The sequence below is a fragment of the Pseudomonas monteilii NBRC 103158 = DSM 14164 genome, assembly GCF_000730605.1.
Lineage (GTDB): Bacteria > Pseudomonadota > Gammaproteobacteria > Pseudomonadales > Pseudomonadaceae > Aquipseudomonas > Aquipseudomonas monteilii.
In genome coordinates, this window is sequence record NZ_BBIS01000059.1 from 36,178 (window position 1) to 49,686 (window position 13,509).

The 13,509-nt window shown below is 63.0% G+C and carries 10 protein-coding genes; 6 read left to right on the plus strand and 4 right to left on the minus strand.

Translation table 11 applies throughout. The features are described from left to right. The first annotated feature begins 26 nt into the window (after positions 1-26). Genes PM2_RS25970 through PM2_RS25980 form a run of 3 tightly spaced genes read left to right on the plus strand, consistent with a single transcriptional unit; the run spans position 27 to position 2,869 of the window. Entirely contained in the window at positions 27-1,070 is a 1,044-nt protein-coding gene (locus PM2_RS25970; RefSeq protein ID WP_028699915.1) for a homoserine dehydrogenase, read from the plus strand. Positions 1,071-1,082: 12 nt separating this feature from the next. Next, positions 1,083-2,519 (plus strand): aldehyde dehydrogenase family protein, encoded by a 1,437-nt coding sequence (locus PM2_RS25975; protein WP_028699916.1) that lies wholly within the window; start codon positions 1,083-1,085, stop codon positions 2,517-2,519. Next, positions 2,516-2,869: a RidA family protein gene (locus PM2_RS25980; protein ID WP_016713365.1), complete on the plus strand. Its 354-nt coding sequence runs from the start codon at positions 2,516-2,518 to the stop codon at positions 2,867-2,869. Before PM2_RS25975 ends, PM2_RS25980 begins: the two co-directional genes overlap by 4 nt. Positions 2,870-2,892: 23 nt before the next feature. Here PM2_RS25980 and PM2_RS25985 read toward each other — a convergent pair whose 3' ends face one another. From PM2_RS25985 to PM2_RS25995, 3 genes are all read right to left on the minus strand, one after another. After that, a complete protein-coding gene (locus PM2_RS25985; RefSeq protein WP_016713364.1) occupies positions 2,893-3,846 on the minus strand; it encodes an arsenic resistance protein in 954 nt (317 codons plus the stop codon). 114 nt (positions 3,847-3,960) lie between these two features. After that, a complete protein-coding gene (glyA, locus tag PM2_RS25990) occupies positions 3,961-5,214 on the minus strand; it encodes a serine hydroxymethyltransferase (RefSeq protein WP_028699917.1) in 1,254 nt (417 codons plus the stop codon). Positions 5,215-5,394: 180 nt separating this feature from the next. Next, complete coding sequence (locus PM2_RS25995; RefSeq protein WP_028699918.1) at positions 5,395-9,225, minus strand: sensor domain-containing protein; 3,831 nt, start codon at positions 9,223-9,225, stop codon at positions 5,395-5,397. Positions 9,226-9,473: 248 nt separating this feature from the next. Here PM2_RS25995 and PM2_RS26000 point away from each other — a divergent pair, with 248 nt between their 5' ends. From PM2_RS26000 to gdhA, 3 genes are all read left to right on the plus strand, one after another. Continuing rightward, entirely contained in the window at positions 9,474-9,881 is a 408-nt protein-coding gene (locus PM2_RS26000; protein WP_016713361.1) for a hypothetical protein, read from the plus strand. 240 nt (positions 9,882-10,121) lie between these two features. Continuing rightward, positions 10,122-11,789 carry an energy-dependent translational throttle protein EttA gene (ettA, locus tag PM2_RS26005; RefSeq protein WP_025754696.1) on the plus strand — a complete coding sequence of 556 codons (1,668 nt, stop codon included), beginning with the start codon at positions 10,122-10,124 and terminating at the stop codon, positions 11,787-11,789. A 220-nt stretch (positions 11,790-12,009) separates the two neighbouring features. Beyond that, on the plus strand, positions 12,010-13,350 hold the full coding sequence (gene gdhA, locus PM2_RS26010) for an NADP-specific glutamate dehydrogenase (RefSeq protein WP_016713359.1): 1,341 nt from the start codon (positions 12,010-12,012) through the stop codon (positions 13,348-13,350). Positions 13,351-13,389: 39 nt separating this feature from the next. Here gdhA and PM2_RS30370 read toward each other — a convergent pair. Next, positions 13,390-13,509 (minus strand): GreA/GreB family elongation factor (locus tag PM2_RS30370; RefSeq protein ID WP_162181830.1); only part of this gene is annotated, 120 nt, incomplete at its 5' end.

The window sequence follows — 13,509 nt, forward strand, 5'->3', positions numbered from 1 at the left end:
CAACCGCCTGGAAAGGACAGCAAACCATGACCGAATACAAAATTGCACTCGTTGGCTTTGGTGGTGTGAACCGTGCCCTGGCCCAACTGATTGCCGAACGCAACGCGCGCTGGCAGCAAGAGCTGGGCTTTGGCTTGAAGATCGTTGGCGTCACCGACCTGTTCCTGGGTTCGGCAATCGACCGCGATGGCCTGGATGCCGCCACGCTGGCCGCGTTGCCGGCTCAAAAGGGGGCGCTGGCGCAAATCCCTCAAGGTTCGGCTGAAGCCTTCAATGAGGCGGTGATCAAGCAGTCTGGCGCCGACATTATCGCCGAGGCCACATTCACCAACCCAACGGACGGTGAGCCAGCGGCAACCTTCTGCCGCTGGGCGCTGGAAGCGGGCAAGCACGTGGTCACCACCAACAAGGGGCCGATCGCCTTGCATGCCCAGGCGCTCAAGGCATTGGCCAGGGCCAATGGCGTGTCGTTCGAATACGAAGGCGCGGTGATGAGCGGTACGCCAGTGCTGCGCATGGCGCGCCAGACCTTGGCAGGCGCGGGCCTGGTGGGGTTCGAGGGCATCCTCAACGGCACCTCGAACTACGTGCTCACACGCATGGAGGAGGGGCTTGGTTTTGCCGAGGCAGTGGCCCAGGCCCAAGAGCTTGGGTATGCCGAGGCAGACCCGACCGCCGATGTGGAAGGCCATGACGTACGCCTGAAGGTGGTCATTCTGGCCAATGAGTTGCTCGGCGCCTGCCTGCAGGTGAGTGATGTCGCCTGCAGCGGTATCAGCGCCATCGACAGCGCGGCTATCCAGCAAGCGCAGGCCCAGGGCCAGCGTTGGAAGCTGATTGGCAGCGCCAGCCGGCAAGCCGATGGTTCGGTAAGTGCCCTTGTCGAGGCCCGCCTGTTGCCGGGTCAGCACCCGCTGGCGGGCATTTGCGGTGCGATCAATGCGGTTGCGTTCAACACCGAGCTGCTGGGCGCGGTGACCGTGTCCGGCCCGGGTGCAGGGCGTGTCGAAACCGCATTTGCCCTGCTGTCGGATATCGTCGCCATTCACACCGCCGGCCGTTCGGCCTGAGGAGCAACGTTCATGAGCCTGACTTCCGTGTCCCAGGTCGCCAATTGCCAACCCGACTTGATCGATGTGTTCAGCCCCTTCGACGGCAGCCTGGTGGGGAGCGTTGCCAACCTTTGCGCCGACGCGGTGCCAAGCCTGCTCGCCCGTGCTCGCGGCGGCGTGCGCGAAAGTGCCGCGCTACCCCGGCATCGACGCGCCAGCATTCTGGAGCAGGCTGCCCGCCTCATCGAGCGCGACGCTGCAGATTTTGCCGGCCTGATTGTCGATGAAGCAGGCAAGACCCTGCGTCAGGCCGAGAAGGAGGTGAAGCGCTGCATCAATACGCTCAAGCTGTCTGCAGAAGAAGCGCGGCGCAATGCCGGTGAAGTGGTGCCTTTCGATGCCTATGAAGGTTCTGAGTCGCGCCAGGGCTGGTTCACCCGCGAGCCGCTGGGGTTGATCCTGGCTATTACCCCGTACAACGACCCGCTTAACCTGGTTGCGCACAAGTTGGGGCCAGCCATTGCGGGCGGCAATGCAGTCATTCTGAAACCCTCGGAGCTGGCCCCGCTTTCTGCCGTGAAGCTGGTGCAGTACCTGATTGATGCAGGGCTGCCGGAGGCTGTCGTCACGGTAGCCACGGGGGGCGCCGAGCTGGGCAAGGCCCTGGTGGCCATACGTGAAGTACGCATGATTTCCTTTACCGGAGGCTTCGCTACCGGCGAACAGATTGCGCGGGGGGCTGGCCTGAAAAAGCTGGCGATGGACCTGGGCGGCAATGCGCCGGTGCTGGTACTGAAGGACTGCGACCTCGAGGCGACTGTCGAGTCGTGCGTGTCGGGCGCGTTTGGGGCGGCGGGCCAGAACTGTATCGGCACCCAGCGCATCCTGGTGGACGCCGCGATCTATGAGGCGTTTCGCCAGCGCTTCGTCGCCCTGACCCAGGCAATGGTGCTGGGCGACCCGGGGCAGCGCGCAACCGACATGGGGCCGATGATCACCGAAGCCGCTGCACGGCAGATCGAAGAACGCGTCAACCAGGCCCTTCTGGGTGGAGCTCGCCTGCTCTGCGGCCATCAGCGTCAGGGTGCTGCCTATGCCCCGACAGTGCTGGAGGGCGTTGACCACGCCAGCAGGCTGTGGCGTGAAGAGGTGTTTGCACCGGTGGTGATGCTGGCGCCGTTCGAGAGCATCGAGCAGGCGGTAGCGCAGGCCAACGCCCCGGATTACAGCCTGCATGCCGGCGTGTTTACCCGCGACCTGTCGCTGGCGTTGAGCCTGGCCCGGCGTATTGAGGCTGGTGGGGTGATGATCAACGACTCGTCCGACTACCGCTTCGATGCCATGCCATTTGGTGGCTCCAAGTATGGGAGCCTTGGGCGCGAAGGGGTGCGGTTCGCCTATGAAGACATGACCCAGCCCAAAGTCGTCTGCCTCAACCAGATGGGCGGTGGGGAGGCCGCTTCATGATCACTCGTTTCGGGGCCGGCGAGCGGATGTCCCTGGCGGTCAGCTACAGGGGGCTGTTCGAAACGGCGGGGGTGGTGGCGGGCAACCTGCAGGAAGATGTGCAGGGGCAGCTGCGTCAGGCGCTGAGCACGATCGACGGCCTGATGGCAGAGGCCGATATCGGCAAGGCGCAACTGACCAGGGTTCAGTTGTGGCTTGCCGACTACCGCCATTTCGACCTGGTCAATGAGGTGTACGACACCTGGCTGCAGGGTTTTCCTAAACCGCCACGGGCGTGCGTGGGCGCAGACCTGGGCGAGGGGTACCTGGTCGAGGTGCAGGTGTTTGCCGCATACCCTTGGCGCTCTTGACCAGCGCGATCCTTACCCACGGGTCAGCGTATGGCCCGTGGCACCGCTCTTACATAGACAAGCTCGCTCACCAATTCCACCAGTGTCTGCGTGATCACCGCCGCAGCCGCCAACCCGCGTATCGTTTCGGGCAATGCCAATGCCAGTGGCAGCACCACCAGCGAGTTTCGCGTGGCGGCGCTGAAGGTGACCGAGCGTGCTTCAGCAGCAGGCAGGCGTAGCAGTCGCGCCGAAATGAACCCGAGCACGGGCGCTAGCAACATGAAGCCGATGTACACCGGAATGACCGGTAGCAAACGGTCGAAATCTCGCAGCACCACAGCAATCTGCGGGGCGATCACAACCACCAGCACCAGGGCCATCGCCGGTACGGGCAACCACGCCCAGGCGTCGTTCCAGGCCGAAACCGCGCCTGAGCGACGAGCCCCGGCACTGGTGAGCACGGCCAGGATCATTGGCAGCACAATCAACACTACAAAGGCTTCCACGAACGGGGTGATGGAGATGGCCACGTTGCTGCTGTCTCCCAGCATCCAGGCCAGATACACCGGCAGTAGCACCAGTTGCAGCAACAGCAGCACAGGTGTAGCGGCCAGGGTAAGGCGCGAGTCGCCTTTGCCGATGTGGGTGAACACCACCACATAGTCGATGCACGGCGTAAGCAGCACCAGCAAGGCGCCGACGAGGACCGCCGGGTGTTCCACCAGCCCACGGGTAATGGCCCAGACCAGTAGCGGCACGAGGATGAAGTTGGCGAGCAGCAGCGCGGTGATGAAGCGGCGGTTGCCCAAACCCTGACGCAGGTCGAGGAAAGGGATCTGCAGAAACATCGCATACATCAGCACGGCAATGGCGGGGGTGACCAGGGCTTCCAGCTGGCTGGCGCTGTCGCTGGCCATCAAGCCGAAGGCTACGGCAGCAAGCACGGCGGCGAAGTAGATCGGGATCTGGTGGGTTTCGAGTTGTTCCCTGGTCAAGGTGCGGCCTGTGCTCGATGAGTGAATGGGGGCACAGGGTAATACGTGATTGCAGCGGCGCAAACGAAAAAGCCCGGCACTAGGCCGGGCTTCTTCACATCAGGCAAACGCCAATCAGTTGCCGTAAACCGGCAGCTTCTTGCAGATGGCCTTGACCTTCTCACGTACAGCGTCGATGACCGCTTCGTTGTTCAGGTCAGCCAGGATGTCGCAGATCCAGCCGGCCAGCTCGCGGCACTCGGTTTCCTTGAAGCCACGGGTGGTGACGGCTGGGGTGCCGAAACGCAGGCCCGAGGTGACGAACGGGGAACGTGGGTCGTTCGGTACCGAGTTCTTGTTGACGGTGATGAAGGCTTTGCCCAGGGCAGCGTCAGCATCTTTACCGGAGATTTCCTGCTTGATCAGCGACAGCAGGAACAGGTGGTTCTGGGTGCCACCGGACACCACGTCGAAGCCACGCTCGATGAATACGCTGGCCATGGCCTGGGCGTTTTTCACGACCTGCTGCTGGTAAGCCTTGAACTCAGGCTGCAGGGCTTCCTTGAAGCAGATGGCCTTGGCTGCGATGACGTGCTCCAGCGGGCCGCCTTGGGCGCCCGGGAAGACAGCGGAGTTCAGCTTCTTCTCGATGTCGGCGTTGGCACGGGCCAGGATCAGGCCGCCGCGCGGGCCGCGCAGGGTCTTGTGAGTGGTGGTGGTGACCACGTCGGCGAACGGAACAGGGTTCGGGTACACGCCAGCGGCAACCAGGCCGGCAACGTGGGCCATGTCGACGAACAGGTAGGCACCGACCTTGTCGGCGATGGCGCGGAAGCGGGCGAAGTCCAGAACCTGCGAGTAGGCCGAGAAGCCGGCAACGATCATCTTCGGCTTGTGCTCGACAGCCAGGCGCTCGACTTCGTCGTAGTCGATCAGGCCGTTGCCGTCGATGCCGTACTGGATGGCGTTGTACAGCTTGCCCGAAGAGCTTACCGAAGCACCGTGGGTCAGGTGGCCACCGTGGGCAAGGCTCATGCCCAGGATGGTGTCACCGGCCGACAGCAGGGCCAGGTAGACGGCAGCGTTGGCTTGGGAGCCGGCGTGCGGCTGGACGTTGGCGTAGTCGGCGCCGAACAGCTCCTTGGCACGGTCGATGGCCAGTTGCTCGACGACGTCGACGTACTCGCAACCACCGTAGTAGCGCTTGCCTGGGTAGCCTTCGGCGTACTTGTTGGTCAGGACCGAGCCCTGAGCTTCCATGACTGCCGGGCTGGTGTAGTTTTCCGAAGCGATCAGCTCGATATGCTCTTCCTGGCGCAGAGCTTCTTGCTGCATGGCTTCGAAGAGCTCGGCGTCGTACTTGGCAATGGTCAAATCACGGCTGAACATGGCGGTCCTCAAGGATCGGGGTAATTTGGGGGGGCATTCTAACCGATTGATTCGCGGCTGGCATATGAAGTGGCATCAAGTCGCGGACCAATGGGCTTCATGTTGCATCCCGCGCCGTGTCTGGGCTGCGCGGGCGCGGTAGTTGACCCGAAAGTCCGCTTTTGAGGGGCTTTGCACCCCTCAATGGAACATGAACAGGGTCTCGTTGGAGAACTGCGCCTCGAACTGATGCGCCGGCATCGGCCGTCCGAACAGGTAGCCCTGTACTTCGTCGCAACCATGCTCGCGCAGGAACTCCAGCTGTTCGTGGGTTTCCACGCCCTCGGCGATGACCGCCAGGTTGAGGCTGTGGGCCATGGCGATGATCGCCCGGGCAATTTGCGCATCCTGCTCACCTTCGGGCAGGCCGTCGACGAAGGTGCGGTCGATCTTCAGCACGTCGATGGGGAACTGCTTGAGGTAGTTGAGCGACGAGTAACCGGTGCCGAAGTCGTCGACCGCAATGCTCAGGCCGAGGTTCTTCAGGCTGGCAAGAATCTGCAGCGCCTCGTTCACTTCGCGCATCAGGATACTTTCGGTCAGTTCCAGCTCCAGACACGCAGGCGGCAGGCCGCTCTCTTCAAGGATGTTGGCAATGCGCGTGCCCAACTGGCCGTCGGAGAACTGCCGGGCGGAAATGTTCACCGACACCTTGGGTACTCGCACTTTGGCCTTGTGCCAGGCCTTGAGCTGCCGGCTGGCCTCGCGCAGCACCCAGTCGCCCACATCCACCACCAGGCCCAGCTCCTCGATCACCGGGATGAAGTCGCCCGGTGGCACCAGCCCACGGGTCGGATGGCGCCAGCGCAGCAGCGCTTCGGCGCCGGTCAGGCGCTTGCCGTCGCCGCTGAACTGCGGCTGGTAGTAGAGGATGAACTCGTTCTGCTCCATGGCATGGCGCAGGTCGCTTTCCAGTTCCAGCCGTTCCAGGGCGCTGGCGTTCATTTCGGCCTGGTAGAACTGGAAGTTGTTCTTGCCGCGTTCCTTGGCGTGGTACATGGCGGTATCGGCGTTTTTCATCAACTGGCTCAGCTCGCCCCCATCCTGCGGGCTGAGGGCGATGCCGATACTGGCGGTGACGAAGAACTCGCGGTTTTCCAGCACGAACGGACGCACCAGGCTGCCGAGGATGTTCTCGGCCACGTGGATGGCGCGGTTAAGGGCCATCTCGCGGGTGGGGCGCGGTTGCAGCAGCAGGGTGAACTCGTCGCCGCCCATGCGCGCCACGGTGTCGTCGTCATCCACGCAGGCCAGCAGGCGCAGGGCCATGTCCTTGAGCATGCGGTCGCCGGCGGCATGGCCGAGGGAGTCGTTGATCGGCTTGAAACGGTCCAGGTCGAGGAACATCAGCACCACCCAGGCCTTCTGCCGCTCGGCTTGCTGCAGGGCGTTGTACAGGCGGTCCTGGAACAGTGTGCGGTTGGGCAGGTGGGTGAGGGCGTCGTAGTAGGCCAAGCGGTGGATGCGCTGTTCGCTGGCCTTGCGCTCGCTGATGTCGGTGAAGAAGCACACGTAGCTGGCCAGGTCGCCCTCGTCATCGAGTACGGCGGTAATGCCGACCCACGCCGGGTAGTGGTCGCCGTCGCGGCGCTTGAGCCACACCTCGCCTTCCCAGCTGCCGCGCTGGTGCAGTTGCTTGACCACGTAGCGCAGGTGGCCTTCCTGCTGTTCATCGACGGTAAGCATGCCCGGAAGCTGGTCGAGCACTTCGCTGACGGCATAACCGCTGACACGGCTGAACGCCTCGTTGGCCTGGACGATATAGCCGGCCGGGTCGGTGATGAGGATCGCCGACGTGGAGTGCTCGAATACCGTCGCGGCCATGCGCAGGTCTTTTTCGGCGCGGCGTTGCTGGCTGATGTCGCGGCCCACGCCAAGCACGCCTTCAAAGCGTTGGTCATCGTCCCACACCAGCACCAGGCGCAGCTCGATCGGGATCTTGCGGCCATCGGCGCGCAGGCAGTCGAACAGGAACAGCTGGGTTGGCAGCTGGCTGCGCAGCTGGGCCAGTTGTGCCGGGTCGCCCATGGCGTTGCTGACGCGTTCCATCAGGCTGTAGATGCCGGTGAGCTGAGCCGGGTTGGCGATGATCGATTGCCAGCCGTTGGCAAAAATCCAGTCAGCCTGGTAGCCCAGCACGCTCTGCACGGAGGGGCTGACATAGTTGAGCTGCAGCAGGCTGTCGGTGGAGAAGATCACATCGCTGATGCTTTCGGCGAGCATGCGGTAGCGCTGTTCGCTGTCGCGCAGTGACTGGCTGGCCTCAATCTGCACCGTCACGTCCTTGCCCACGCCGATGATGCGCGTTACCAGGCCATCGGCGTCACGGGTCAGCACCTGTTCGCGGATATCGTAGCAGCGCCAGCCGCCATCACGGTGGCGGAAGCGCAACTGGCAGTGCAGCGGTTGATCATGGCCGTTGTCACGCTGTTGCTGGCGCAATGCCTGGTAGTGCGCGGCATCTTCGGGGTGCAGCAGCAGCTCCCAGAAACGGTCGCCCATCTGCGCAAGCTCGGTACGGTCGTAACCCAGGGTCTGCCCCAGGTGGCGGTTGCTGAAGATCATCCGCTGGCTGATTACGTCTTGCACATACAGCTGATCGGGCACGGTACGCACCACGTCCGACCAGAAACTTTCGCGCTCCAGCAACGACAGCTCGACCTGTTTGCGGCTGGTGATGTCGCTGATGCTGAGGATCACGGCCTGGTAGTCGCGGCGCTGCTGCGGCAGGCGTGCCATCAGCCACAGGTGCAACTCGCCACCCAGCGGAGCCGGCAGGCGCACTTCAAGCTCCAGCACCTGGCGTTGTTCGATCAGCGCGTCGATCAGTTGCATGCCGACGCTGTCGCGGCCATCGCCGCTGCCGTCGATCAGCCGCTGCCAGGCCCCTTCGTGGCATTCGATGTTCAACAGCTGGCGCGCTACCTGGTTGACCTCGGTAATCTTCAGCTCCAGCAACAGCGAGCGGCGCAGGTTCGGGTCCAGTGCCAGGCTGTGCCTGAGTGCGGCGTGGTTGCGCAGGTGGTAGCGGTCGAGCTGGCCGGGCAGGCTGGACAGGTCGAGCACGCACAGGGCCACGCCGGTGCCTTCGAAGATTTCCTGGTAGCGCCGGCGGTCTTCCTGCAGCGCGCGCTGGCGGCGGCGCATGTTGATCAGCGCCAACACCGGCAGCAAGGCGCAGAACAGCACCAGCAGGCATTTGCCGATCAGCGCAGGCAGCAATTTTTGCTGGGTCAGCTTGGCGTCGAACAGGCCGCGCAGTTGCCAGGTGCTGTTGTCGATGAAGGCCAGCATCACGCTTTGCAGCGGCTCGTGGCTGGTGTCGGTTGGGGCGTGCTGCTGCAGCACTTCGCCGCTGCGGCTGTTTTCCAGCAGCCACAGCGGGTGGCCGCCGCCATCGAGGTGAGTGGTGAGTTCGCGGTAGTAGTCCGGTGACAGGCGCAGCAGCCAGTAGCCGCGGTCCTGTTCGGCGGCCTGGCGCAGCAGCAGGTACAAGGTTCGATTGTCGGCCGAATTGGTAAAGAAGTACGGGCGCCCCTGGTTCAGCGTGAGCAGCTCGTCAAGCGCCTGGCGGTCTGGGCTGCCTGGCAGGCTGTCACTGCGCAGCTGCCCGGCGCTGTCCAGCCAGGCCATGCTCTGCAGGGCGGGCAGGCGTTGGCGCAGGGTATTCAGCAGGCTGGGCAGGGCGGCAGGCGTCGGCGCATCGACGTAGGGCTGTACCACGTTCACGGCCTGCTGTGCCTTGAACGCCATGTTCAGGCTCAGGTGGTCGGCCAGCTCTGCGGTGCCGTCCAGGCTTTGTTTGCGCAGGTCGGCCTGGGTGTGGTTGAACTGGGCGAACAGCTGCCACAGCAGCAGGCCCAGCAGGATCAGGGCCAGCAGCGCCAGCGCACCCTTGATCGACCCGCCCAGGGTAGCGGCGGGCGCTTGTGGCGCGGAACGCAATGACGACGGATGAGTTAGGTTGGTCAAGCGTTGATCCTGCGATTGGGCTGGCGATGGCAGGGAAGGATCATGCACGGTGTGTGCCGGTACCTGGCTGGCGCAACGCGGTGGCGCACTATAAGGCCGGACACCTGAAACCGGCTAGCATGCCTAGGATTGTGGCAAAGTGCCAGCCGTGTTGACCGATGGTGCCTGCTGGGTGGTTCGGCAAGCCCCTGCAACCTGTGCGAGAATAGCGCCCGCTTCACATGACAACGCATCGGAGATGTTCGGTTTTGGTTACTCACTTTTCCTCCAATGGCCTCGATTCCGCCTGCGGGCGCAGCAGTCAGACCCTTGTCAGCACTGCCGTGACCGAGGACGTATCCTGCAAGTCTTGCCAGCGTTCGCTGAGCAAACCCGAGGTGGCCAACGCCGCCAAAAGCAAGGCCCCATCGCTGGCTGAACTGCGCAAGACCGCCCAGGCGGCAGCAGAGCCGGCAGTTGCAGTTGCTGCGGCCAACAAACCGGCAGCCAAGGTGGTCAGCACGGCGCCTGCGGCCGCCAAACCCGCCAAGGTTGCCGAGCAGCAGCCTGCCCGCAGCGGTGGCTTCAGCGTGAAGTCTGCCTGGGCTGCGCGCCTGGCCGAGCAGGGTGACCGTTGCCGGTTGCCGCGTGGCAAGGCCAGGCAGCGTCACGTCTGAGCCATTTTCGGCTGCTGTGCCGGCCCTTTCGCGGCTAAAGCCGAGAAGGGGCCAGCACAGGCAATACGTTTCTCCCAGGGATCACTCCGATCCCGGCCCACCATCGCCCCCTCCTATGCAACGCCGTGCGTTGGCGTAGAATGGTCGACTTTGTTCAACGACACCCAAACACACATCTCCCTGGCCAGCGCGCCGGGGCGATCGTCGATGTCTTTACCTATCTGATTAGAGGGCTTGGTTTTGGCTCAATACGTCTACACCATGCATCGGCTGAGCAAGGTCGTGCCGCCGAAGCGGGAAATTCTCAAGAACATTTCCCTGTCGTTCTTCCCGGGCGCCAAGATTGGCGTGCTCGGCCTGAACGGCGCCGGTAAATCGACCCTGCTGCGGATCATGGCGGGCGTCGACAAGGAATTCGACGGCGAAGCCCGTCCGATGCCCGACATCAACGTAGGCTACCTGCCGCAGGAACCGCAACTGGACCCTAACAAGTCCGTTCGCGAAGTGGTCGAGGAAGCCGTCAGCGTGATCAAGGACGCCCAGGCGCGCCTGGACGAGGTCTACGCCGCCTACGCCGAACCGGATGCCGACTTCGACAAGCTGGCTGCCGAACAGGCCAAGCTGGAAGCCATTCTGCAAGCCGCCGATGGCCACAACCTAGAGCGCCAGCTGGACGTCGCCGCCGATGCTCTGCGCCTGCCAGCCTGGGATGCCCGCATCGAGCACCTGTCCGGTGGTGAGAAGCGCCGTGTGGCCCTGTGCCGCCTGCTGCTGTCGGCCCCCGACATGCTGCTGCTCGACGAACCAACCAACCACCTGGATGCCGATTCGGTCGCCTGGCTGGAGCGCTTCCTGCACGACTTCCCGGGCACCGTGGTTGCGATTACCCACGACCGTTACTTCCTCGACAACGTCGCCGGCTGGATCCTGGAACTGGACCGCGGCGCCGGCATCCCGTACGAAGGCAACTACTCGGGCTGGCTGGAAGCCAAGTCGGACCGTCTGGCGCAGGAATCCAAGCAGCAGAGCGCCCACGAAAAGGCCATGAAAGAGGAACTGGAGTGGGTGCGCAAAGGCGCCAAGGCTCGCCAGTCCAAATCCAAGGCCCGTCTGCAGCGCTTTGAAGAAATGCAGTCGCAGGAATTCCAGAAGCGCAGCGAAACCAACGAGATCTACATCCCGGCTGGCCCGCGCCTGGGCGACAAGGTCATCGAGTTCAAGAACGTCACCAAAGGCTACGGCGATCGCGTGCTGATCGACAACCTGTCGTTCGCCATGCCAAAAGGCGCCATCGTCGGCGTTATCGGTGGTAACGGTGCTGGTAAGTCGACCCTGTTCCGCATGCTGATGGGCAAGGAACAGCCGGACTCGGGCAGCATCGAGATCGGTGAAACCGTGCAACTGGCCTGCGTGGACCAGAGCCGCGAAGACCTGGACGGCGCCAAGACCGTGTTCCAGCAGATTTCCGACGGTTCCGACATGATCCGCATCGGCAACTACGAGATCCCGTCGCGTACCTACGTTGGTCGTTTCAACTTCAAAGGGGGCGACCAGCAGAAGTTCGTCAAGGACCTGTCCGGTGGTGAGCGTGGCCGCCTGCACTTGGCCCTGACCCTGAAGGAGGGCGGCAACGTCCTGCTGCTCGACGAACCGTCCAACGACCTGGACGTTGAAACCCTGCGTTCGCTGGAAGAAGCCCTGCTGGACTTCCCGGGCGCCGCGATCGTGATTTCCCACGACCGTTGGTTCCTGGACCGTGTGGCTACCCACATCCTGGCGTACGAAGACGACTCGAACGTGGTGTTCTTCGAGGGTAACTACACCGAGTACGAAGCCGACCGCAAAAAGCGCCTGGGCGATGCTGCTGCCCAGCCGCACCGTGTACGGCACAAAAAACTGGCCCAGTAAGCAGGTTTGAGATGCACAAGAATGGGGCTCTGCGGAGCCCCATTTTTGTGCCTTGGTGAAACGTGAAAACGGCTTTTTCGGCAGGTGATTTGTATACACTTACATAAATCGCACCAAATAATTTCAAAAAAACGACATCGCGCCCTATTCCAGTGCGATTGCTTCTTGGTACATTCCTGAAAAAACCAATAAGTCCAAAACCTTCGGTGAGATGTCTACCATGATCGAATCTGTCGACAATTTCCTTGCACGCCTGCAACAGCGTGACCCAGGCCAGCCTGAATTTCACCAGGCGGTGGAAGAGGTGCTGCGCACCCTGTGGCCATTCCTTGAAGCCAATCCGCATTACCTGCAATCCGGCATCCTCGAACGTATGGTCGAGCCGGAGCGTGCTGTGCTGTTCCGCGTTTCCTGGGTCGATGACCAGGGCAAGGTGCAGGTCAACCGCGGCTACCGCATCCAGATGAGCAGCGCCATCGGCCCGTACAAGGGCGGCCTGCGCTTCCACCCGTCGGTGAACCTCAGCGTGCTGAAGTTCCTGGCCTTCGAGCAGGTGTTCAAGAACTCGCTGACCTCGCTGCCCATGGGTGGCGGCAAAGGTGGCTCGGACTTCGACCCGAAAGGCAAGAGCGACGCCGAAGTGATGCGCTTCTGCCAGGCGTTCATGAGCGAGCTGTACCGCCACATCGGTGCTGACTGCGACGTACCGGCCGGTGACATCGGCGTGGGTGCCCGCGAAATCGGCTTCATGTTTGGCCAGTACAAGCGCCTGGCCAACCAGTTCACCTCGGTGCTGACCGGCAAGGGCATGACCTACGGCGGCAGTCTGATCCGCCCTGAAGCCACCGGTTATGGCTGCGTGTACTTCGCTGAAGAAATGCTCAAGCGCCAGGACAAGCGTATCGATGGCTGCCGCGTGGCGATTTCCGGCTCGGGCAACGTAGCCCAGTATGCGGCGCGCAAAGTCATGGACCTGGGCGGCAAGGTGATCTCGCTGTCCGACTCCGAAGGCACCTTGTACGCCGAAGCTGGCCTGACCGACGCCCAGTGGGATGCGGTGATGGAACTGAAGAACGTCAAGCGTGGCCGCATCAGCGAGCTGGCCGGGCAGTTCGGCCTGGAGTTCCGCAAGGGCCAGACTCCGTGGAGCCTGGCGTGCGACATCGCCCTGCCGTGCGCCACGCAGAATGAACTGGGCGCCGAAGACGCCCGCACCCTGCTGCGCAACGGCTGTATCTGCGTGGCCGAAGGCGCCAACATGCCGACCACCCTTGAGGCTGTGGATATCTTCCTGGACGCTGGCATTCTGTACGCCCCGGGCAAGGCCTCCAATGCCGGCGGCGTTGCCGTGTCGGGCCTGGAAATGTCGCAGAACGCCATGCGCCTGCTGTGGACTGCCGGTGAAGTGGACAGCAAGCTGCACAACATCATGCAGTCGATTCACCATGCGTGCGTGCATTACGGTGAAGAGGCGGATGGCCGTATCAACTACGTCAAAGGTGCGAATATCGCAGGCTTCGTGAAAGTGGCCGATGCGATGCTGGCTCAAGGCGTGGTCTGATTCGAGATCACCTGGGGCCGCAACACGGCCCCAGGTTTTTCAACCACCAATCTCGATAATCTCGATTTCCTGATCCCCCACCGGCCGCCGCCAAACCACCTCATCCCCAGGCCCTGCGCCCAGCAACGCCCGCCCCAACGGTGAGCCCCAATTAATGGG